We start from the raw sequence: 22,084 nt of genomic DNA on the forward strand, positions 1-22,084 counted from the left end.
AAACGAGGAAAAGTCATTATGCCAAGAAAAACCTTTGATAAAGCCTTCAAACTCTCTGCTGTAAAACTCATCCTTGAGGAAGAGCAGTCTGTAAAAATGGTTAGTTCAACTTTAGAAATTCATCCCAATAGTCTTTATCGATGGGTTCAAGAATATGAAAAATATGGAGAAAGTGCGTTCCCAGGACACGGGAGCGCACTTCGTCATGCTCAATTTGAGATAAAAAAACTTGAAAAAGAGAACAAACTGCTACAGGAGGAATTAGCTCTTCTAAAAAAGTTCCAGGTCTTCTTGAAGCCAAACCAGAAATAAAATTTCGGTTTCTGAAGGAAAATAGTGTTAGCTTGAATAGTCATCACGCCTGTCAAACTTTTCAAGTTTCCCGTTCAGGTTTCTATGCTTATTTAAAACGTCGTCCATCTTCAAGGCATGTTGAGAATGAAGCTTTGAAGGAAATGATTAAAGCCATTTTCTATGAACATAAAGAGCGTTACGGAAGTGTACGAATTACCCAAGAACTTTGTAGACGTGGCATGCATGTCAATCATAAACGTGTTGGTAGACTCCTTCATCAGTTAGGTCTCTATGCTAAAGGAAGTCGATATAACTATAAATACTATAACCGTCGACGTTCTTCATTAACTCGTCCCAATCTTGTTAATCAATGTTTCCAAGCAACTGGTAAGAATAAATTATGGCTAGGAGACTTAACCTATATCCCTATACAAGAAGGAATACTTTATTTATCTGTCTTTATAGACGTTTATAGTAGAAAGATTGTTGGTTGGGCAATGGGCCGACGTATGCAAGACAAGTTGGTAACAGAGGCTTTCAATCAAGCTTATGATAGAGAAAAGCCTAAAGAAGGGGTAATCGTCCATACAGATCAGGGGTCTCAATATACCGGGGGCACGATTTCAGGTCCTACTTAGACGGAAAAAATGGAAGTCCAGTATGAGTCGAAAAGGTAATCCATACGATAATGCACTCATGGAAGCCTTTTATAAAACATTAAAAAGAGAGCTTGTCAATGATGCTCATTTCGCAACTATTGAGCAAGCTCAGCTTGAGATTTTTAAATATATTGAGACTTACTATAACCCTGAACGTCTGAATTCAGCTTTAGGATATCTCTCACCTGTAGAATTTGAAAAAATAGTTACTAATTAGCTTAACTTTATGTCTATTTTTTCTTGACAAGTCCAGGGAGTCCGTACAAGTAGGCGAGTTCTTTTTATCTCTATGGTTACAGGGATTTATTAACATTAGGGTATTGTTCTAAATGCCCTTTAAAAGAAAATTTTAGAATAAAAGGAGCAATCATTGTCGTTAAGATAACAACCACAACTAAAGTAGAATAAGTTTGATGAGTAATCAATTTCTCTGCGAGACCTATTTGAATAATAATCAGCGCCATTTCCCCGCGACTAACCATCCCAGCTCCAATAGAAAGTGATTCCTGACGAGAAAAAGCAAAACCTCTTCCAACGAGATAGGAAGGCAGTAATTTGGTAACAATAGCTAATAAGGTTAATGCTAGAACTAATCCTAAATAAGAGAAGACACCATTTAATTGAAGTGGTAGCGCAATAGACGCAAAAAAGATGGGAATAAAGATGCTGTAAGCAATTACTAATATGTTGTGTTCTACAATATCCGCTTTGGATGTTTGCCCAACAGCTAGACCGGCAAAAAATGCCCCAATAACAGAACTCATGCCGACTGACCAAGCAAGGAGAGACCAGGTTAAACAAATCAGTAATGCAAGGAAGGTTTCTTTCTCAAAATAGGGGATATGTTGGCTCCAATCATATAATTTGGGAACCAATAGTTTGACAGAAAAAACCAAGAAAACTAAAAAGAGGATTTGTAAACCAACTTGCATCACTAAATGGCTTGAGGCTCCTGCAGATGACATAAAGAAACTTAGCAGTAGAACAGCAAGCACATCATCAGCTACCGCAGCTCCTAGAATAACTGCCCCAATTTTCGTTCGTACCTTTTGGTACTCTTGCAGTACTTCCACAGTAATGGATACACTTGTTGCTGCAAAAACGAGTCCATAAAAAACGGCTGTATTAATAGGAAAGCCAAGGGCAATTCCAACATAGTAGAAAGCTACCATAGGGATAACAACACCCGATATAGCAACTACTAGACTAGGTTTGAAGTATTTTCTTAATAGTTCTAAATTAGCTTCTAGTCCAGCTAGAAACATCAGTAAAATAACCCCTATTTCAGCCAGGAAGTGCATAATGTGCCCCTCATGGACTAAATTGAGTAAAGATGGACCGATTAAAATACCGACACATAACTGGCCAACAACAGCAGGAATAGCTAGACGATTTGCCAACAAAGTAGCCATGAGACTAGCAATAAGAATAATAGTTATCTCTAATAAGGTTTGCATATGAACTCCAATAATATTTCTGAAATTATCATTATATTATAACATTTTTAGCTAAAAAGGTTAAGTTATGACTAAAAATACCTTTTAAGTTGTTTTATAATAGACATAAAATCAATAATGATAATTGACAGATTATTGTAAAACATGAGTATGGTCGTTATCACTGAAAAGAAAGATTAGCAAACAAAAAACCATCTGTATAAGACAGATGGTTCTCACGCTAGTGAATTATTCCCACTCAACAGTTGCAGGTGGTTTGCTGGTGATGTCATAGACGATACGGTTGACATGATCAACCTCGTTGACAATACGTGTTGAAATTTTTTTTAAGACATCCCAAGGGAGTTGAGCAAAGTCAGCTGTCATACCGTCAATTGAAGTAATGGCACGAATAGCGATGGTATAATCATAAGTACGACCATCTCCCATGACACCTACAGAACGGACACCTGTGTTAACTGTAAAGTATTGCCACACGTCACGATCTAAACCGGCCTTAGCGATTTCTTCACGAAGGATAGCATCTGACTCGCGAACAGTTTCAAGTTTCTCTTCAGTAATAGCTCCCATAACACGAATAGCTAAACCAGGTCCAGGGAAGGGTTGACGCCAAACAATTTCTTCAGGCATTCCAAGAGCAATTCCAAGAGCACGAACTTCATCTTTAAAGAGAGTGTTTAAAGGTTCAATCAATTCAAATTGCATGTCTTCAGGAAGGCCTCCCACATTATGGTGAGATTTAATGGTTTGGGCAGTTTCTGTTCCTGATTCGATAATATCAGTGTAGAGCGTTCCTTGAGCAAGGAAATCAACACCTTTTAATTTGCTGGCCTCGTCATCAAAAACGTAAACAAATTCATTACCGATGATTTTACGTTTTTTCTCAGGATCTTCAACATCTGCAAGAAGATCAAGGAAACGTTTTGAAGCATCCACACGGATAATATTTAGTCCGAATTTGCCCCCAAGCATTCCCATAACTTGGTCTCCTTCATCCTTACGAAGAAGTCCATGATCGACAAAGATACAAGTTAATTGATCACCAATAGCTTTTTGAAGAAGGACGCCAACAACTGAAGAATCTACTCCCCCAGAAAGTCCGAGAAGAACTTTACGATTACCTACGGTTTCACGAATTTTCGCGATTTCCATTTCAATGAAATTATCCATTGACCAATCGCCACGCGCCCCACAGATAGAGACTGCAAAGTTTTTTAGAATATCATTCCCATACACAGAGTGTCTCACTTCTGGATGGAACTGAATACCGTAAAGGTGTTTCTCAGTATTTTCCATAGCCGCGTAAGGGCAGTCGTTTGAGTCACCAACAAGATGGAAGCCTTCTGGAATTTCTGTGACGGCATCACCATGACTCATCAAAACAAGTTGCTCTTCAGGAGTACCTGCAAACAATTTTGAATCGGCACGGAGGTGAAGAGTTGACTGACCGTACTCACGGTTTCCAGCTTGGCCAGCAGGAACAACTTTACCACCTAACATATGAGTGATTAATTGCATTCCATAGCAGATACCAAGAATCGGAATCCCTAGTTCAAAGATTTCAGGGTCAATACCAAAGGCGTTATCAGCGTAGACAGAGTTAGGTCCGCCTGATAAAACGATACCAATGGGATTGATCTCACGAAGTTCTTGAGCGGTGATTTTATGGCTTTTAAGTTCGGAAAAAACACCGAACTCTCGAATACGTCTAGCAATCAGCTGGTTGTACTGGCTACCATAATCAAGAACGATAATTTTTTGAACATCATTCAAAATTGAAATTTCAGTCATTATAATCCTTTCATTCTATATCAACCGTCAGATTGATAGTTTTCAACTTATTGTAGCATATTTTTGTCAAAAAGACATTAGAATTTCTTTGGGGGAATATAAAGATGTCTAGGAGTTATGTTACAATAAAAGACTAAGGGATAAAATATGAGTGGCAAGGAGGTCCTGTGATTAGGAAGAAAAGAATTTTTGGCTTATTTCAAGTGAGTGAATTACTCTTACTTGGGCTTTTGATCAGTCTTTTATTTGCCCTCTTTGCACTCACCAATAGTTTTTCGAATCTTCACAATATGTTAGCAACTGCAGGACTAATCCAAAGAAGTGCTAATCAAAAGCCACATTATCAGGTGGGGCAAGAAGTTCAGGCTAAACTTCCGGGGAAATACCGTGACTGGATTGGAAAAGTAAGCAAGCGACTTGCAAATCTGGATGACAAGTGCCGACTCAACCATCATTATGATATAACCTTTCCCATGCAACAAGTTAGCATCCATGTAGGAGAATCAGATTTGACAAAAGCTGATAAGGCTAAGTTTGCAAAAGGGGATATTGTTAAGTTATCTTCTCCGAAGGTAAAAGAAGATAGAAATACCTATCAGGGACAATTAGCAACCGTAGAAAAGGTTAAACCTCACCATGCTCCTTCGAGTGGTGGCTACCAATATGATATGACCTTGAATGATAGTCAAAACTTAAATGGCATTCCAAAAAAGGATATTGTAGCACCCTACCGCATAGCTCTAAAGGAGGAGAATACTGCTCAGGAAAATAATCAACTTCTCCGAAAAGCTTTTACGTATGCTCAAACTCATCCTAACAGTATTTTGGCTTTTCCAAAAGGACAATTTCGGATTGGTTCAATGACTCCTGACATAGATTATGCTGTACTGCCATCAGAAACTGCTATCGTTGGTAACCAAACAGAGTTAATCACTCAAGGAACCGTGTATTGGTTTGGCTTTCCGACGGGACCCGAAGCTCATCAGGGAGTGCATCATCTCACTTTAGCAGGTATTCACTTTAAAGCAAGTGACTTAAACAAAGGCAATCACTTTATGATTATGGCGGACCATGGCAGTGATTGGCATGTTTACAATAATCGATTTACTATGGTCCATCAACGTAATAGTCATTTTTTTGATTTAGGTTCTTTGCAAAATTCATTATTTGAAAAAAATGACTTCATCGGCTATGCTCCTGAGCTAACAGAAGAAAGCGGGCTGCTCTCAAAAGCTGGAGGACATGATTTTTTCTCAGAAGCCATTCAGTTTGATGCTGCCACACATCGATTTGCATGGGATGGTGACCTATTAAAGAAAATTGCTCCAAACTATGATGCTTTCAATCAAATACGACATTTATGTCATAATATTACGATAAGTCAAAATCAATTTTTACCTTATATCGATTCCAAAGGGAAGTTAAAAGCTTACAGTAGTTCTATTGGTCAGCATTCTTCAGAAGTAGGAACCATCACTGTAATAAATAATGTGTTCGCTTCTTCCATTGTTTCTAGAGCTAACAAAGAACCTTCTCCAAGTTGGTTTATGGAGCCAATTCATTTTCCTCCCAATTCGCCTGTAACGATTGTAGGTAATACCATTAATTAATAATAGCCTGGCTATTTGCCCTGCCATTTTAAGGTGAAATATGATAAAATAAAAGAAGAATTGATTTGAGGAGTAAGGCATGCTACCAGCTTATATTAAAATTCATGACGCTATCAAAAAAGACATCGATCACGGTGTTTGTCCAATTGGTAGTCGTCTGCCTAGTGAGAGAGACTTGGCAGAACATTTTTCTGTTAGCCGCATGACTTTACGACAGGCTATTACCTTACTTGTGGAAGAGGGGATCCTTGAAAGAAGGATAGGGAGCGGCACCTATGTGGCCAGTCACCGTGTTCAAGAAAAAATGCGTGGAACCACAAGTTTTACAGAAATTGTGCGTTCCCAAGGACGCACGCCGTCCTCGAAATTATTGTCCTATCAGAGACAGTTAGCCAGTGATACAGAAGTGAAAGAATTGGCTCTGGAAAAAACAGACCATGTGATTCGAATGGAACGTATCCGTTATGCTGATAATATTCCTCTGGTCTATGAAGTTGCTTCAATTCCCGAGAAATTTATTAAACGTGTAAAACGGACGGATATTACAGAGCATTTTTTTCAAACATTAATAGCTAACGGTTATGAAATCGGTAAAAGCCAGCAGACGATTTATGCTAAAACTGCAAGCGATCGCGTCGCTGTTTATTTGGAAGTTGCCAAAGGTCATGCTATTTTAGCCTTGACTCAGATTTCTTATTTTACAGATGGTAAACCCTTCGAATATGTACGAAGCCAATATGTCGGTGATCGTTTTGAATTTTATTTAGAAAATAATTAAGATGGAAGTTTCTGAGAAGCTTCCATCTTTGATTGCCTTAAAGAGAATCAATGCCCTTACACTGATTTGCTACTGTTAAAAACTATCACAATATGATAAAATGAAGATTATGGAAATTGAAAAAACAAATCGAATGAATGCCCTTTTTGAATTCTATGCAGCTCTGTTAACAGATAAACAGATGAATTATATTGAATTGTATTATGCAGATGATTACAGTTTAGCTGAAATTGCTGAGGAATTTGGTGTTAGTCGTCAGGCAGTCTATGATAATATTAAACGGACAGAAAAGATTTTAGAGACTTATGAAATGAAACTTCACATGTATTCAGATTATATTGTCCGAAGTGAGATCTTTGATGAGATGATCAATCATTATCCCGATGACGAGTATTTACAGGAAAGAATTTCCATTTTAACTAGTATTGACAATAGAGAGTAAGAGGAGTTTTGACTATGGCTTTTGAAAGCTTAACCCAACGTTTGCAAGATGTGTTTAAACACATTCGCGGTAAAAAGAAATTATCAGAATCAGATGTTCAAGAAGTGACAAAAGAGATTCGTCTAGCTCTTTTAGAAGCCGATGTCGCTTTACCAGTTGTTAAAACCTTTATTAAGCGCGTACGTGAGCGCGCTATTGGCCATGAGATTATTGATACTCTTGATCCAACACAACAAATTCTTAAGATTGTTAATGAAGAATTAACGAGTATTTTAGGCTCAGAAACCGCAGAGATTGATAAATCTCCAAAAATTCCAACTATTATCATGATGGTCGGTTTGCAAGGGGCTGGTAAAACAACTTTTGCAGGAAAACTCGCTAATAAATTAATTAAAGAAGAAAACGCGCGACCACTGATGATTGCTGCCGATATTTACCGTCCAGCAGCCATTGATCAGTTAAAAACACTGGGGCAACAAATCAATGTACCTGTTTTTGATATGGGGACAGACCACTCAGCAGTCGATATTGTCAGAAAAGGTTTGGAACAAGCTCGTGAAAACCGCAATGACTATGTCTTGATTGATACTGCGGGTCGCTTGCAAATTGATGAAAAACTGATGGAAGAGCTGCGCGATGTCAAGGCTTTAGCACAACCAAATGAAATTCTTTTAGTTGTAGATAGCATGATTGGTCAAGAAGCTGCCAATGTAGCCTACGAGTTTAATCATCAGTTGAGCATCACAGGGGTTGTGTTAACAAAGATTGATGGTGACACCCGTGGAGGTGCGGCGCTATCTGTCCGTGAAATCACTGGAAAACCAATTAAATATACAGGTACTGGTGAAAAAATCACAGATATTGAAACATTTCACCCAGACCGCATGTCCAGTCGGATTTTGGGAATGGGAGATTTGCTTACCCTCATTGAAAAAGCTAGCCAGGAATATGATGAGAAAAAATCCTTAGAGTTAGCCGAAAAAATGCGTGAGAACACTTTTGATTTCAATGATTTTATTGAGCAGTTAGATCAAGTGCAAAATATGGGGCCTATGGAAGACCTCTTGAAAATGATTCCAGGAATGGCTGGTAATCCAGCTTTGGCCAATATGAAAGTTGACGAAAATCAAATTGCTCGCAAACGTGCTATTGTCTCTTCAATGACACCTGCTGAACGTGAAAATCCTGACTTACTAAACCCGAGCCGTCGACGTCGTATTGCAGCTGGTTCTGGGAACAGTTTTGTAGAAGTTAACAAATTTATCAAAGACTTTAACCAAGCCAAAAGCATGATGCAAGGGGTTATGTCGGGCGATATGTCTAAAATGATGAAAGATATGGGTATTAATCCCAGTAATCTTCCTAAAAACATGCCTGCTGGTATGCCAGATATGTCTTCCTTAGAAGGGATGATGGGACAAGGTGGTATGCCTGATTTATCTGGCCTTGGTGGTGATATGGATATGAGTCAACTGTTTGGCGGTGGGTTCAAGGGGAAAATTGGACAATTTGCGATGAAGCAGGCCATGAAACGTCAAGCCAATAAAATCAAAAAAGCTAAGAAAAAGCGTAAGTAACAGTTTTTCAATTCATCTCTATAAAATAAAGGTCATTGACCAAAGGTTTAGTGTTGTATGCTACAGGACTAGACCTTTTTATTTCAGTCTAATGACCTAGTAGACTGGTCATCATAAAGCAAATGATGAATCATCATTAAAAATATCTTTCATTTTAAGAAAAAGTTAAGTTTAAATGACTAAGATTTAGCTATCACAATAGCTATGGAGCTTTTAATTCCCTGTAGAAACATCCGTTTAAGAAGTGATAAGTTGAAAAATTCACTTTTAGAGGAATAAAGCTAGGAGAACGTTATGATTAACAACCATTTAAACGCTAGATTAGTTGTCATTTGGAGTCTTTTTCTTTTTTTACTTCCCTCCCTCTTTTTAATTAGTTTAATAGGAAGTTCTTTAGGACTGGGAGTCCGTTTGGGAGTTATTTCTTATGCATGGATGTTAGCAGCCATTTATCTTAGTACTAAACCGCACTGGGTTGATCGATGGGTTGGGCTGTCACACCTATATGTTATACATGGTATCCTTAGTTTATTGGCTATTTTATTAGCCTTATTTCATAAAGAACTAGATCCCTCACAGGGATTGATCAAGTCCACTGGCGAAGCAGCACTCATTATATTTCTTGCGGTAGCAGCTTTTTCAATGTTATTTATCAGGTTGGCTAACCAGCCGAATCAAAATTTTGGATTTTATCAAGAAAAAGTTGGAATCTTACTTGAAACATGAGCAATCGATCTGGATTCATCGCTTGATGCTTTTAGCAACTGCGCTAATTTTCATATTTGTGAGTTTATTTAGTTTTATCAGTTTGATTGTCATGAGTTTATATTTATGGACAGCATTTGCTCCTCAGGCGAAAGGTTTAGAAGGTCATCTCAAGGACTGTCAAAAAATAGGGGACCATATTGTTAAGCTAACGATTTCCGTACCCGAACAGTCTCAATTAAACATTCAGCCAGGTGATTTTGTCTTTATATCATTTCCCGAATATCCTAAGATGAAGGAACCTCATCCATTTTCTGTCTTTAACGTTCTTAATATGAAGCAGGATATAGAATTTGTGATACGGGAAGTTGGAGATTTTACTCAGCAATTAGCTAGCTTAGAATTAGGGAGCAGAGTGTCCATTTCTCAAGGTTTTGGACAATATCAAAGTATCATAAAAAGGCACCAACCTAGTGAATTATTCATAATAGCTGGTGGCATTGGAATTGTCCCACTGATGGCCATTATGGAAGCTAATAGCCATATCAAAATAACACTCTTTTATTCTGTTAAAAGACAAGAAGACTTTGTTCATATGGAAAACTTAGAAAAGATGTCCTTAAAAGGGAATCTTCAAGTTTTTAGTCAAGTTGGGCGCCATAGTGAAGATATTATTTTAAGAGAATTTTCGACTAAAAGTGCCAATAGCGTTGTTTTACTAGGAGGACCTACTGGTATGGGAAGAACGTGGCGAAAACGATTAATACAGCAGGGAGTAGCTCCTCAACGGATTTATTATGAAGAATTTTTGTGGTAATAACAAAAAGAAGTTAACGGATAACTTGATATCCCTGAAAGTGGAGGTAGGTCCAACTATTTCTAGGGAAAGTGTTATTCATTAGCTCCTTTTTTATGATTGTCATATAAACTTGAATGCCTTTAATGATTTAACTTCGATAGCATCACACTTCTAGTGGCATAAAATTAGCAATGATTTTTCCTATAATCCTTGGGTCTTCATCGTAAGGAGCAAATTTATCAGAATATTTTTTATTTAAGGAGACAAGGCGTAAGCCATCTTCTTCACGATAAACTTTTTTGATATAGGTCTGCCCATCCCATTCTACGGCATAGATGGCACCGTCGTAATCAAAACTGTCTTGCTTAATGAGAACGACCTCCCCATTTAGATAAGTGGGTTCCATAGAATCTCCGAAAACCCAAGAGGCAAAGTCATAGTCTAATTGTTCATCATGAAAAACCACATCGAAATTGCCATCACCAAAGTAAGAGTAGCCAGTACCGGCTGATAAACTCTCATAAACACGGTAAGAATAAACTTTTTTGGACTTATTAGGAAGCTTAGTGATAGGTGTTTGTTGATTAAGAAGTTGTTCTGAGTAGCTAATAACTTTTTCTTTATTAACAGGAAGCAGTTGATTAAAAGGAATCAACAAACGATGGTCTTTGTTGAAATAGTCTGCTGTTAATCCAAATAAACTTAAGAGTTGCTCAAAGTGCTTTTGATTAGGGATATTTTTCCCTTTTTCCCAGTTAGAAATAGTCATTTTATTGACGTTTAATAGCTGACCTAACTCTTCCTGGTTTAGTTGTTTTGCTAAACGTGCTGTTTTTAATTGATCTCCAGAAAACATGAAAGTACTCCTTTTAGTAAAGTTATAACTTTACTAAAAGTATAACAAAATGACGCTGGAAAAGCAAGCACTTCACAAGATATCATTATTAGAATTTTTGACAATTTTCTTAAGAAAGCGTATGATAACAATAGTTTATCTTTGTGAACACCTATTAATATTAGGGAGGCTACCATGCTAACAATTGCCTATATTGGTAACGGAAAGAGCACCAATCGCTACCACATTCCATTTGCTAAACAACTAAAAGACATTCATATTAAAACAATTTATGATCCTTTTCCTAGTCCTTGGGAGCCACTAGAAGGGGTTACTTATACCGATAACATTTATGAGGTCCTAAACGATCCAGACATCCAACTTGTTATTTTATCCATCCCTCCATCTGCTCATTATGCAGTGGCTAAGCAGTGTTTGGAAGCAGGTAAAAATACCTTGGTTGAAAAACCATTTACCGAGACAGCAGCAGAAGCCAAAGAATTATTTGATTTGGCTAAGCAAAGAGGCGTGTTTTTACAGGCCTATCAAAATCGCCGATTTGATACTGATTTTCTAACGGTTCAAAAGGTAATCAACTCAGGTGTTTTAGGAGATGTCTTAGAAGTCGAAATGCACTTTGACTATTTTCGTCCAGAAATTCCAGAAAGTGTTGAACAGTATTCTTTGAACACGTCCTATTTGTATGGGCATGCGTGTCATACCGTTGATCAAGTTATTTCTTATTTTGGAAAACCTAATAAGGTTCATTATGATGTGCGTCAACTGTTAGGTGAGGGACGCATGAACGATTATTTTGATTTGGATTTTTATTATCCGAATAGCCTCAAAGTCTCTATTAAATCGAGTTATTTTCGAATTAAAGAAAGACCAAGCTTTGTCGTTTATGGTAAAAAGGGAATGTTTGTGAAAGCTGTTAAGGATCGTCAAGAAGAAGATTTGAAACGCTTTTACATGCCGACCAACACTGATTTCGGTATAGATAGACCAGAGGCTTATGGCACCCTAACTTATATTGACGATCAAGGGGGTTACCATGACGAAAAAGTCATTTCAGAAAAAGGTTCCTATGCTCAAATGTACCAAGCTATTTATGATAGTATTTGCTTGGGGAAACCTAAACTTGTAAAAGATGACGAAACAATTACTCAGATAGAGATTCTCGAAGAAGGTATTTGTCAAATGAAAGAACAAAACCACTGATCTCAATAACTTTTACACAATAAGCTATTAACCATCTAACTCTTTGTAGCTATACCCATCGATTGCTAAAGGGTCGCTCCCTTTATATGAATCTTTGGAAGGCTATAAAGAGTTTTTTTTGGTCATATTCAGGTCACAAAAGTGTTCTAAAATAAGAACATATTAAAAAGGAGGCCGAAAAATGATAATAGCTTGGAAAGAGATTGCACATCATCCTAAAAAATTCATCCTTATTGAACTTTTGATTATTGTGATGATGTTTATGGTTGTTTTTTTAACGGGACTAACTAATGGATTAGGTAGGGCAGTAAGCTCACAGATTGAGAATTACGGGAAAGTGACTTATTTGCTATCAAGCGATTCTGAGGGGCTCATCACATTTTCTACGATGACTAATAAGCAACTCGATAAGTTGAAGAAATCTAACATTGATACATCAAATGGGCTAGCAATTCAACGCGCTAGCATTAGCCAGTTATCATCTGATAAAAAAGAGGATGTAACTTATTTTGCTATTGAAAATGGTCAATTGATAGAGCCAAAATTAACATCAGGACAGGGTTTATTCCATCAAAAAAATAGCATTGTTTTAGACCAATCTTTTGAAGAAAAAGGCATTCAAATTGGTGATGTGGTCAAAGATGTTGCCTCAAAAAAGACATTAGTGGTATCAGGATTTGCCAAAGATGCGATGTATGGGCACAGTCCAGTGGCTTTTATCAGTAATGCGACATTTGAAACCTTACGAAAAGAAAGTCTACCGTCTTATCAGTGGGCGCCACAAGCTTACCTCACTAAAAAAACAGTTAAGGCTGCTCAATTACCAGAAGGAATAAAGAGCTTTAGTCAAAAGACCGTTATTTCAAAAATTCCAGGTTATGCTGCTGAAAACATGACCTTAACCATGATTACTTGGGTGCTACTCATAGCGTCATCTGCTATCTTAGGGGTTTTCTTTTATATCTTGACCCTCCAAAAATTAAAACAATTTGGGGTCTTAAAAGCAATCGGCATGTCCATGACAGAAATAGCAGGAATACAGTTATCGCAGATAGGCATTTTAGCCTTTTTAGGCTTAGGTATTGGGGTGGCTGTGGCGACTTTACTAGCTCAAATATTACCTGCTAGCATGCCCTTTTATCTGGTGTGGTCTGATGTGTTTTTAGTAACAGCTAGTTTCTTTATTATTGCGATGATCTGCGGTTGTTTAACACTTTTAAAAGTGAAACAAGTCGATCCCGTTCAAGTTATTAGTGGAAATGAGGAATAAATATGGCGATTTTAGAATTAACAAATATTTCAAAAAGCTTCCAGGATGGTGATCAATCAAAGGTGATTTTAGATCAGGTTAACTTAAGTGTTTCGGAGGGGGAATTTGTTGCTGTTTTGGGACCATCTGGATCAGGAAAGTCGACTTTATTAACCATTGCAGGCTTATTATTATCAAGCGATTCTGGTCAATTGCATATTGCTGGACAAGAGCTTACCCAACTCAAACAAAGTGAGTGGACAAAGAAACGTCGAGAATTAATTGGTTTTATTTTCCAAAATCATCAACTACTTCCTTATTTAACCATTTCAGAACAATTACAACTGGTAGCCAACTTGTCGTCAGATCAAACAAAAGAGGAAAGTCGTCAAGAAATGGTTGAGTTACTGGATCAACTTGGCATACTAGAGTCCAAAAACAAATATCCAAGTCAGTTATCGGGTGGTCAGAAACAACGGGTAGCAATCGCTAGGGCTTTCATCAGCCATCCTCAATTGATCTTAGCAGATGAACCAACGGCTAGTTTGGATGAAGACAGGGGACGTGAAATCGCTGCTTTAATACAAAAAGAAGTGAAGGAGCAGAATAAGGCTGCTGTCATGGTAACACATGATCAACGGATACTAGAATTTGTAGATACTGTCTACGAACTGAAACATGGAAAGCTCTATAAAATCTTCCTATGATTTTTCTGAAACATGATATAATGTAACCAATATGAGGTAGCGTACTAAAGAATAAATGTATAAGGTGAGGAGAAAGTAATGTTTGCTATTTTAGTAGTGGAAGATGATTGGTCTCTCCAAAAAGTAATTTCAACTAAACTAAGTCAAGAAGGTTATCATGTTCATGTAGCTTCTAATGGCCAAGAAGCCTTAAATTATTTAGAGAACACGCACATTGATCTAATGGTGGTTGATATTATGATGCCTGTTATGGATGGTTATAGCCTTGTAAAACTGCTCCGAGAAAGTGGTCAGCAGTTACCGATCTTAATGATGACAGCAAAATCTCAATTTGAATCCTTAGAAGAAGCTTTTCAGTTAGGTGTTGATGATTATCTTGTTAAGCCCATTATCTTATCTGAATTGGTGTTGCGCATTAAAGCCCTGCTTAGACGGGTTAAGCTAGAGCATGAACAAGAATTGCAACTGGCTAACTGTAAGCTGCAATACCAATCTTTGACCTTAACAGATCTCAAAACAGGTCGTATTGAGCAACTGCCTCCCAAGGAATTTTATGTCTTGTATAAGCTTTTGAGCACTCCTCAGAAAATATTTACCCGTTTGGATTTGCTTGATGATATTTGGGGGATGGAAGAGGATTACGATGAGCGCGTGGTTGACGCCTGCATCAAACGCATCCGCCAAAAATGCAAAGATTATCAAGATTTTGATATTATCACCATACGTGGTTTAGGGTATAAAGGACAAATTAATCATGGACAAACCTCCTAAAGAACTAGCCTTCTCACTTAGATATTATTTTGTTTGGGTTTTTTGTAGCATTCTTATTTTTTCTTGTTTGATAGGAATTTTATTAGCAGCCTTGCTGAATTATTATATCCTGAGCAGCCATGATATCCATCTGATAGCAGCTATTGCCTGTTTCATCAGTATTGTCATAGGTTCCTTGTGCATGTGGTATGGCTCCATCTACCTGACTCGGCCAATTAGTCAATTGAATGATGCGGTTACAAGAGTATCTAAAGGGGATTTATCCGTTCAAATCAATCGCCGGAAATACCCACATCAAAAAGCAGCTTTTCATAATGAAATTGATGAGTTAGCACATAACTTCAACACAATGACAAAAGATCTTCAGCAAATAGAAATCATGCGTCAAGAGTTTATTTCAAATGTTTCGCATGAATTGAAGACCCCGGTTGCTTCCCTATCAGGTATCAGTGAGTTATTATTGGATAAGAACGTCCCTGAAAAAGAGCAACAAGAGTTACTAGAACTCATGCAGTCTGAAACCAAGCGTTTATCACGTTTGTGTGATGATTTATTAAATCTATCCCGTCTCGAAAAAGGGGACTATCAAGTCCAAAGCGTTCGCATTGATGAACAACTACGACATGCTCTTATTTTGTTAGCTGAAAAATGGCAGGACAAGGAACTGCAGATTGACTTTCAATCAGATGCGGTTACCCTTGAAACAATCCCAGACTTGTGCATGCAAATCTGGACTAACCTGATTGACAATGCTATCAAATATAGTAAACCGTCACTTCCTGTAGACTTGAGTATTTTTTGCGAGGAACATGATAACATGGTGGAGGTCATCATCAGAGATAAGGGAATAGGCATGTCAGACGCGGTTAAGCATCGTATGTTTGAAGAATTTTACCAAGCAGAGAGTTCCCATTCTCAGCAAGGCTATGGCTTAGGGTTAACAATCGTGAAGAAAATTAGTCAGCGCTTAGGTGCCAAGTTAGCTGTTGATTCGATATTAGGTGAAGGAACAGAGATAGTAGTTTGTTTTCCTAAAAGTATGAGTGACTAAAGCGAGTAGATACTCATTGTTCATTAGTCAGTAGCAATGCTTTCCTTTGACTTGAAAACGTTTTTATGATACCATTGGGGTACAGATTTATTTCGGATGAGTCTAGTGCCTAATAAAGGAGGACAATATTATGACATTCGATTATAAAGACCATGGTAAAGAACGTTTTGTTGTTGATATTGAAGATTATACCAAACAAAATGATAATTACCGTACAACCATTTGGACTGGGGAGAAACTCCAAGTCACCTTAATGAGTATTGAGCCTGGCGATGATATCGGGTTAGAAATTCATCACGGTATAGACCAATTTTTACGGATTGAATCTGGAAAAGGGTTATGTCAAATGGGAGATTCAGAAGACTATCTTGATTTTGAGCAAGTTGTTGAAGGAGATGATGCTATTTTAGTTCCTGCAGATACTTGGCACAATGTTCAAAATATTGGCGATACTCCACTAAAAATCTACTCAATTTATGCTGGTCCAGACCACGTTTTTGGTACCATTCATCACACGCATGAAGATGCTAAAAATGATCCTAACGAAGATTAAATGATTCAAAAAGCAACACCACTGGTTGATTAGTGGTGTTGCTTTTTGAATGTGGTGCTCATGAAAAGAAGGCATTTACCTATTACTGTTAATGGTTTAGTGAAAGACCCTAAATATTGAACAAGCTGTCCGCCAAATTGTTTCTTGTAGTTAAAATTACCAATTCCTTCTTGAGATTGATCAACTTCGATGGTACCTCCAAAGTTAAAATAAGAAAGACCAGATTCTTTAGCATATCGAATCATGTCACAATTAATTAAAGTTGCTCCCCCAAAAATAAAGTATTCTTGAATATTACCTCCAAAGTAACTAAGCAATTCATCACCGTAGTCGATAAAAAGGTAGGACGAAAGAGGTAAATGGTCAGTTTTTACCTGAAGTTTTTGGAATTCCTGCCAACGTTTTTGGTAACTGGTTAACTGTTGCGTCGCATTTTTGATAACTGTGTTACGTTTTTTAGAATCTGCTTTATTCTCTAAATCTTTAATTTCTTCCTGATACCGATTGATGTGATCCTTTAGATAGGTTTGATAGGATGCGCAGTCAAGATAAGCATACATAAACTTTGCCTGATCTCCCAACTTATCTTTGAGGGTTTCAAAAAAAGAAAGGTCTTGGATACTAAATGATTTCCGATGAGAAGTTTGCTGTAAAATATCATAAAATAAGGGAATTTCTGTAGCTGTCAACTCTTTTACTTTGACGTGAGAATTTCTATATTTCTTGATGTTCCGTTTGAGGGAATTGGAGAAACTTGCCTCAATCTCTTGATAATTACGATACGGTCGGAGGTCTTTCAAAAAGACTTGCATCATCCCATTGAATAAGTAATCAGAATCGAAATAAAGGTTGTAACTTAAACGCCTAAATACATCAGCAATCTCTTGATTCTCATTCTGACTAATAATGGCCAAGTTTTCATCCTTACGCTGATCAATAAGACAGGGGTGGCACATTAGGCTGATAGCCTGTTGTTGACGGACATGGTGTTCCAATGATTGGATTGCCTGAATAACTAGAGAGGGATTTGAATAATCTAAGACAGGACCTTGAATGACCAATGGTTCTTGGAAATATTTCCATTTTTTCCGGTAATCCACAACTGCCAAGCCAACCACTTGTCCATCTTCAAGGAACAATAAGCGTTCAACTTTGTTATAATGATTGCGTTCTTCTTGCAGTTCAGCTATCTGATGAGATTGTAGTATATTAGAGGTTAAAAAAGTTTCTTGGGCAGCTAAAAATTCCGATGCAGTAGCACTAATGATTTTCATAGTAGGATCCTAACATTTCTCCAGAAATTCAGATTCAGCATCACAAAAAGATTTCTTTTGCATGTCTTATTGTTACATATATATTACAATTAAATAACAATTGTGTGAAAATGTTTCTCACATTTGAAAAAATATTTTTTTAACAAGTTAACATTAGTCTATAGAGTATAAACTAGAGAATTAAAACAAGCATTTCCTTGAGCTAGAAAATTAGTCAAAAACCTCAAAGAGTTACTAAAAGTGATTTCACAGGATTAAATTAGGCTAACATGAATTGAATAGCTATAAACAAAGGAAATGAAACCTAAAAAGCTAATAAGGTGAGCCTTAACAGAAAGACACGACACGAAGAAAAAATAGATTAAAATGAAGATGATCAAAAACAACATGGACGATTTCAGAGGTTTTAAAAAACAGTTTGGGAAGGTAATTGTTAAATTATACGTACGTAACCTAAAAATAGTTGTATCTGCAGAGATGCAGGGAAATTAGTAAAAACAAGGACAGGAGAGAGACAGCTATTTTTCTCTGCTATATCTTTCCGAAAAACTATAATTTTCTTGAAAAATATGTAAGGGTATGATATACTTCTGTTAGAACGATTTCTCTAATCATAAGGTATTTAAAAAGGAAATATAATATGAGACGTGATTTGTTACTCGAAAAAATTGAAACTTATAAAGCTATCATGCCTTGGTATGTGTTAGAATACTATCAGTCAAAATTGGCTGTCCCATACAGTTTTACAACCCTATATGAGTATTTAAAAGAATACAAACGTTTTTTTGACTGGTTAATGGATGCTGACTTAACGGATGCGACTGTCATTGCTGATATCGATTTAGCGACTCTTGAACACTTGACTAAGAAAGATTTAGAGGCCTTTGTTCTGTACCTAAGAGAACGCCCTTCTCTTAATACTTATTCCACCAAACAGGGTCTTTCTCAAACAACGATTAATCGCACCTTGTCTGCTTTATCAAGTCTTTATAAATATTTGACTGAAGAGGTTGAAAATGATCAGGGAGAGCCTTATTTCTATCGGAATGTCATGAAGAAGGTGTCCACGAAGAAGAAAAAAGAAACCCTAGCTTCTAGAGCTGAAAACATTAAACAAAAGCTTTTTTTAGGAGATGAAACCATGGGTTTTCTAGAGTATGTAGATAAGGATTATGAACTCAAATTATCCAATCGTGCCAAATCTTCTTTCCGTAAAAATAAAGAGAGAGATCTAGCAATTATTGCCCTACTACTGGCCTCAGGCGTTCGTCTATCAGAAGCCGTTAATCTTGATTTAAAAGATGTTAATCTTAATATGATGGTTATCGAGGTTATCCGCAAAGGGGGAAAACGAGATTCAGTGAATGTTGCAGGTTTTGCTAAACCTTATTTAGAAGCTTATCTGGCTATTCGCAAGAATCGTTATAAGGCTGAAAAACAAGACCTTGCCTTCTTTTTAACGGAATATCGAGGGGTCCCTAATCGCATGGATGCCTCCAGTATTGAAAAAATGGTTGGTAAATACTCTCAAGATTTTAAAATTCGTGTGACTCCCCATAAGTTACGACACACATTAGCCACACGTCTTTATGATGCGACCAAGTCCCAGGTTTTGGTCAGTCATCAATTGGGGCATGCATCGACTCAAGTTACCGATTTGTATACACATATTGTTAACGATGAACAAAAAAACGCCTTAGACAAATTATAAAAAAATACATAAAAATAATTATGTAAAATAAATACCGAATTATTTACATTTTGCAAAAATTTAATTAAAATAATACTGTGAAGAAAAAACTAATACCAATTCTATCTTATTTCAAACCGTACGACTATCTATTGGTTACCCTGGCTATTCTGATTTCCTTTATCCCATTAGTTGTAACGACCTACTATCACCCAACTACTGCTTCGCCCCAGAATTTAGTAGCTGTGGTCAAAATTAATGGTCAGGTAGCTGATGAATTTCCTTTGAAAAAAGGAGGAAAGCATCAAGAAAAGACCTACTATCCACAAAAAGGGCATTATAATATCATTGAAATTGACGGTAAACGTATCCGCGTTAAAGAAGACAATAGTCCTGATCAGATTGCCGTAAAAACTGGCTGGATTAGTCAGCCAGGTCAGGTGTCTGTCTGCCTTCCTCATAAACTGATTATTGAAATTCAAGGGTCAAGTGATGATTCACCTCAAAATGAAGAAGATGAGCTTATTCTACCCCTTTAATTACTAGCATATTAAAACAACCTTAGCACTTTGGTGATGTTAGATTATCCCAATAAACTGAGGTTGTTTTTTTAGATGAAACAAAGAATAATGAGTAACAGTAAATAGATGCTGCTGACTAAGACAAAATTCTTAATGGATTCAATAAATGTTTTTTGTTTCACTTGTTTCTTTAAAAAGGTTAAGAGTGTTTTGAAACTAATGGGGTAAGCTAAAAAGACTAGGAATGCGATTAAAGGCAACCACTTCCAAATGATAAATAGGACGAACATTAGCCAAGCCAAGCTATGCAAGGCAGTATACAGATAAAGGCTATGCTGTTCACCTAAATAGTAAACCAAGGTATACCGTCTGTTTTTTAGGTCTTGCTGATAGTCACAAATGTTATTAGCGAGCATAATATTAGCAATAAGAGCCACTAAAGGAAGAGACATGAGTCCAATTTTTAAGGCTTGCATCCACTTTAGCGTTATGGAAATGCTCTCACTATTCCAATGGCTGTAAAAAAGCTGGTGAGGGTCTTGAACATAAATCGCAAGGAAAAAAATACCAAATCCCATGGTAACTCCCGAGAATAATTCTCCTAAAGGAAGTCTAGACAGTGGATAGGGACCAAAGGTATAAAAAATACCGATTAAAAAGCAAAGAGCTCCGAAAGGTAACAACAAAAGATCTGTTCTGACCACTAATAGCAGGGAAATAAGCGATGCAAAGATTAGCAAGCCATAAATGATATTGGTCATGCTTTTGAAATTGAGTTGGTGCTTTCCGATAACATTTTCGTCACGCTGATAGCTGACATCATAAGCTTTGTGATAGTCCATAGTGTTGTTAATAGCTGTTGTACACATGTCAAAGGCAATCACAGCTAAAGCAAACAATAAACTATTGGTCACATTTAGCTGATGATATTGCCATTGACTCCAAGCAAATCCAATACACATGGGAAAGACACTAGCTACCTTTGTTTTTAATTCAACAAATTCCAAGAAAACGGGCAAGGTCAGTGGTTTAGTTTCCATTGATGATATGATACTCCTTATTGGTTAAGCTAAATTTGTTTTTCAGTCCCTTACTGAGATGGACACCATTTTGTTTATCAATAAAAACAGCTTCTACGTGATCCATCTTATTAATAAACTTAAGGCCGTCTTCGATTCCTAATAAAAAGAGAGTGGTCGAGAGTTCATCTCCCTGCAAGGAGGTTTTAGTATAAACGGTGACGCCGGAAATATTATTCTCAACAGGGTAACCTGTTTTGGGGTCCATAATATGATGGTACTTTTTACCGTCAACTTCTAAAAAGCGTTCGTAAATACCTGAGGTAACAATGGACTGGTCTTTGAGATGAACAGTACCAACAGTATCTCCTCGCACTTGATCTGGATTTTGAACGCCAACGTTCCATCCTTCTTTAGGATTTTTAGGAGAGGTGCCAAGGACTAACACATTTCCTCCCAGATTAATAATGGCAGTATTGACCTTGTGTTTTTTTAAAATGGCTTTAACGCCGTCAGCGATATAACCTTTTGAAATAGCTCCTAACTCTAAGGTCATGCCCTTTTCAATAAAAACTGATTTATCCTTGTCATTAAGATGAATGTTCTGATAATTAATATAAGGAAGAGCCGCTTCTATTTCTTCTTTGCTTGGTAATCTAGCAATATCGTCTCCAATGCGCCATAAATTCGTAATAGCGCCTATAGCAATATCGAATTTTCCATGACTGGCTTCGGCCATTTGCTTCGCCGCGTTAATGATAGTGTAGGTTTTAGGGTCAACTGTCACTGATTTTTGACCAGCTTGGTGATTAATGCGATAAACATCCGATCCTTCCAGATTGGTAGATAAGAGTTTTTCCATGTCTTTGATGTATTGAATCGCTTCAGTCATTGTTTTTTCTTGATGATCATGGTAAATGCTGAGCTGAACAACAGTGTGCAACAAGGGTTCTGTCCGAACAAGTGGAGAATCACTAACAGCTAATTGGCTGGCATTTTCTTTTTGGCAAGCTCCTAAGCATAAGTAGATAAGAATTGCAACAAGGCATTTGAGAGATTTCATAAGTCCTCCTTTTATCAT

Annotated in this window: 20 protein-coding genes and 1 pseudogene; 15 read left to right on the forward strand and 6 right to left on the reverse strand. The window is 37.1% G+C overall.

Translation table 11 applies throughout. The features are described 5' to 3' along the window. Positions 1-18 precede the first annotated feature (18 nt). Positions 19-1,170, forward strand: a pseudogene (locus DYD17_RS05560) (IS3 family transposase). Between the two features lie 76 nt (positions 1,171-1,246). Here the strand turns inward: DYD17_RS05560 and DYD17_RS05565 are convergent. After that, positions 1,247-2,410, reverse strand: coding sequence for a cation:proton antiporter (locus DYD17_RS05565; RefSeq protein WP_115252866.1), 1,164 nt, complete (start codon positions 2,408-2,410; stop codon positions 1,247-1,249). A 228-nt stretch (positions 2,411-2,638) separates the two neighbouring features. Continuing rightward, positions 2,639-4,201 (reverse strand): glutamine-hydrolyzing GMP synthase, encoded by a 1,563-nt coding sequence (gene guaA / locus DYD17_RS05570; protein ID WP_115245909.1) that lies wholly within the window; start codon positions 4,199-4,201, stop codon positions 2,639-2,641. Between the two features lie 167 nt (positions 4,202-4,368). Here guaA and DYD17_RS05575 point away from each other — a divergent pair, with 167 nt between their 5' ends. The 6 genes from DYD17_RS05575 to DYD17_RS05600 all read left to right on the forward strand — a co-directional run bounded on the left by DYD17_RS05575 (position 4,369) and on the right by DYD17_RS05600 (position 10,130). Next, positions 4,369-5,811 (forward strand): hypothetical protein, encoded by a 1,443-nt coding sequence (locus tag DYD17_RS05575; protein ID WP_115252867.1) that lies wholly within the window; start codon positions 4,369-4,371, stop codon positions 5,809-5,811. A 79-nt stretch (positions 5,812-5,890) separates the two neighbouring features. Further along, positions 5,891-6,589 carry a GntR family transcriptional regulator gene (locus tag DYD17_RS05580; RefSeq protein WP_115252868.1) on the forward strand — a complete coding sequence of 233 codons (699 nt, stop codon included), beginning with the start codon at positions 5,891-5,893 and terminating at the stop codon, positions 6,587-6,589. Positions 6,590-6,698: 109 nt separating this feature from the next. Next, complete coding sequence (locus tag DYD17_RS05585; protein ID WP_003050586.1) at positions 6,699-7,031, forward strand: putative DNA-binding protein; 333 nt, start codon at positions 6,699-6,701, stop codon at positions 7,029-7,031. 14 nt (positions 7,032-7,045) lie between these two features. Beyond that, entirely contained in the window at positions 7,046-8,608 is a 1,563-nt protein-coding gene (gene ffh / locus DYD17_RS05590) for a signal recognition particle protein (protein ID WP_003050589.1), read from the forward strand. A gap of 294 nt (positions 8,609-8,902) precedes the next feature. Beyond that, the gene (locus DYD17_RS05595) at positions 8,903-9,334 is read left to right on the forward strand and encodes a hypothetical protein (protein WP_003050592.1); all 432 of its coding nucleotides are present in this window, start codon (positions 8,903-8,905) and stop codon (positions 9,332-9,334) included. Beyond that, complete coding sequence (locus DYD17_RS05600; protein WP_003050595.1) at positions 9,324-10,130, forward strand: FAD-binding oxidoreductase; 807 nt, start codon at positions 9,324-9,326, stop codon at positions 10,128-10,130. Before DYD17_RS05595 ends, DYD17_RS05600 begins: the two co-directional genes overlap by 11 nt. Positions 10,131-10,275: 145 nt before the next feature. On the opposite strand, the gene DYD17_RS05605 is transcribed toward DYD17_RS05600, so the two are convergent. After that, positions 10,276-10,968 (reverse strand): LexA family transcriptional regulator, encoded by a 693-nt coding sequence (locus DYD17_RS05605; protein WP_003050598.1) that lies wholly within the window; start codon positions 10,966-10,968, stop codon positions 10,276-10,278. A 174-nt stretch (positions 10,969-11,142) separates the two neighbouring features. On the opposite strand from DYD17_RS05605, the gene DYD17_RS05610 reads away from it, so the two are divergent. The 6 genes from DYD17_RS05610 to DYD17_RS05635 all read left to right on the forward strand — a co-directional run bounded on the left by DYD17_RS05610 (position 11,143) and on the right by DYD17_RS05635 (position 16,499). Continuing rightward, positions 11,143-12,168 carry a Gfo/Idh/MocA family oxidoreductase gene (locus DYD17_RS05610; protein ID WP_115252869.1) on the forward strand — a complete coding sequence of 342 codons (1,026 nt, stop codon included), beginning with the start codon at positions 11,143-11,145 and terminating at the stop codon, positions 12,166-12,168. A gap of 181 nt (positions 12,169-12,349) precedes the next feature. After that, positions 12,350-13,438: an ABC transporter permease gene (locus DYD17_RS05615; protein ID WP_003050605.1), complete on the forward strand. Its 1,089-nt coding sequence runs from the start codon at positions 12,350-12,352 to the stop codon at positions 13,436-13,438. A gap of 2 nt (positions 13,439-13,440) precedes the next feature. Beyond that, positions 13,441-14,124: an ABC transporter ATP-binding protein gene (locus DYD17_RS05620; RefSeq protein ID WP_115245955.1), complete on the forward strand. Its 684-nt coding sequence runs from the start codon at positions 13,441-13,443 to the stop codon at positions 14,122-14,124. Positions 14,125-14,202: 78 nt separating this feature from the next. Next, complete coding sequence (locus DYD17_RS05625; protein WP_003050611.1) at positions 14,203-14,895, forward strand: response regulator transcription factor; 693 nt, start codon at positions 14,203-14,205, stop codon at positions 14,893-14,895. After that, entirely contained in the window at positions 14,879-15,946 is a 1,068-nt protein-coding gene (locus tag DYD17_RS05630) for a HAMP domain-containing sensor histidine kinase (RefSeq protein WP_003050614.1), read from the forward strand. Before DYD17_RS05625 ends, DYD17_RS05630 begins: the two co-directional genes overlap by 17 nt. 130 nt (positions 15,947-16,076) lie before the next feature. After that, complete coding sequence (locus DYD17_RS05635) at positions 16,077-16,499, forward strand: cupin domain-containing protein (protein WP_115252870.1); 423 nt, start codon at positions 16,077-16,079, stop codon at positions 16,497-16,499. Positions 16,500-16,528: 29 nt separating this feature from the next. Here the strand turns inward: DYD17_RS05635 and DYD17_RS05640 are convergent, their stop codons facing one another. Next, entirely contained in the window at positions 16,529-17,773 is a 1,245-nt protein-coding gene (locus DYD17_RS05640) for a peptidoglycan bridge formation glycyltransferase FemA/FemB family protein (RefSeq protein WP_115252871.1), read from the reverse strand. A gap of 640 nt (positions 17,774-18,413) precedes the next feature. Here DYD17_RS05640 and xerS point away from each other — a divergent pair. Beyond that, positions 18,414-19,484, forward strand: a complete 1,071-nt coding sequence (gene xerS / locus DYD17_RS05645) for a tyrosine recombinase XerS (protein ID WP_115245959.1) — start codon at positions 18,414-18,416, stop codon at positions 19,482-19,484. Between the two features lie 77 nt (positions 19,485-19,561). Continuing rightward, entirely contained in the window at positions 19,562-20,002 is a 441-nt protein-coding gene (locus DYD17_RS05650; RefSeq protein ID WP_037584945.1) for a NusG domain II-containing protein, read from the forward strand. A 71-nt stretch (positions 20,003-20,073) separates the two neighbouring features. Here the strand turns inward: DYD17_RS05650 and DYD17_RS05655 are convergent, their stop codons facing one another. Both DYD17_RS05655 and DYD17_RS05660 read right to left on the reverse strand, forming a co-directional pair. After that, positions 20,074-21,024 (reverse strand): 1,4-dihydroxy-2-naphthoate polyprenyltransferase, encoded by a 951-nt coding sequence (locus tag DYD17_RS05655; protein WP_003050631.1) that lies wholly within the window; start codon positions 21,022-21,024, stop codon positions 20,074-20,076. Then, entirely contained in the window at positions 21,014-22,066 is a 1,053-nt protein-coding gene (locus tag DYD17_RS05660; protein ID WP_003050637.1) for an FAD:protein FMN transferase, read from the reverse strand. The genes DYD17_RS05655 and DYD17_RS05660 overlap by 11 nt, the downstream gene beginning before the upstream one ends. Positions 22,067-22,084 lie beyond the last annotated feature (18 nt).

Origin of the sequence: Streptococcus dysgalactiae subsp. dysgalactiae (genome assembly GCF_900459225.1) — a bacterium.
GTDB lineage: Bacteria > Bacillota > Bacilli > Lactobacillales > Streptococcaceae > Streptococcus > Streptococcus dysgalactiae.

What these genes read in the sequence shown, in the direction of transcription:
- DYD17_RS05565 (WP_115252866.1), bottom strand. Translation starts at nt 2,410, where the DNA reads ATGCAAACCTTATTAGAGATAACTATTATTCTTATTGCTAGTCTCATG.
- guaA (WP_115245909.1), bottom strand. Translation starts at nt 4,201, where the DNA reads ATGACTGAAATTTCAATTTTGAATGATGTTCAAAAAATTATCGTTCTT.
- DYD17_RS05580 (WP_115252868.1), top strand. Translation starts at nt 5,891, where the DNA reads ATGCTACCAGCTTATATTAAAATTCATGACGCTATCAAAAAAGACATC.
- DYD17_RS05585 (WP_003050586.1), top strand. Translation starts at nt 6,699, where the DNA reads ATGGAAATTGAAAAAACAAATCGAATGAATGCCCTTTTTGAATTCTAT.
- ffh (WP_003050589.1), top strand. Translation starts at nt 7,046, where the DNA reads ATGGCTTTTGAAAGCTTAACCCAACGTTTGCAAGATGTGTTTAAACAC.
- DYD17_RS05595 (WP_003050592.1), top strand. Translation starts at nt 8,903, where the DNA reads ATGATTAACAACCATTTAAACGCTAGATTAGTTGTCATTTGGAGTCTT.
- DYD17_RS05605 (WP_003050598.1), bottom strand. Translation starts at nt 10,968, where the DNA reads ATGTTTTCTGGAGATCAATTAAAAACAGCACGTTTAGCAAAACAACTA.
- DYD17_RS05610 (WP_115252869.1), top strand. Translation starts at nt 11,143, where the DNA reads ATGCTAACAATTGCCTATATTGGTAACGGAAAGAGCACCAATCGCTAC.
- DYD17_RS05615 (WP_003050605.1), top strand. Translation starts at nt 12,350, where the DNA reads ATGATAATAGCTTGGAAAGAGATTGCACATCATCCTAAAAAATTCATC.
- DYD17_RS05620 (WP_115245955.1), top strand. Translation starts at nt 13,441, where the DNA reads ATGGCGATTTTAGAATTAACAAATATTTCAAAAAGCTTCCAGGATGGT.
- DYD17_RS05625 (WP_003050611.1), top strand. Translation starts at nt 14,203, where the DNA reads ATGTTTGCTATTTTAGTAGTGGAAGATGATTGGTCTCTCCAAAAAGTA.
- DYD17_RS05630 (WP_003050614.1), top strand. Translation starts at nt 14,879, where the DNA reads ATGGACAAACCTCCTAAAGAACTAGCCTTCTCACTTAGATATTATTTT.
- DYD17_RS05635 (WP_115252870.1), top strand. Translation starts at nt 16,077, where the DNA reads ATGACATTCGATTATAAAGACCATGGTAAAGAACGTTTTGTTGTTGAT.
- DYD17_RS05640 (WP_115252871.1), bottom strand. Translation starts at nt 17,773, where the DNA reads ATGAAAATCATTAGTGCTACTGCATCGGAATTTTTAGCTGCCCAAGAA.
- xerS (WP_115245959.1), top strand. Translation starts at nt 18,414, where the DNA reads ATGAGACGTGATTTGTTACTCGAAAAAATTGAAACTTATAAAGCTATC.
- DYD17_RS05655 (WP_003050631.1), bottom strand. Translation starts at nt 21,024, where the DNA reads ATGGAAACTAAACCACTGACCTTGCCCGTTTTCTTGGAATTTGTTGAA.
- DYD17_RS05660 (WP_003050637.1), bottom strand. Translation starts at nt 22,066, where the DNA reads ATGAAATCTCTCAAATGCCTTGTTGCAATTCTTATCTACTTATGCTTA.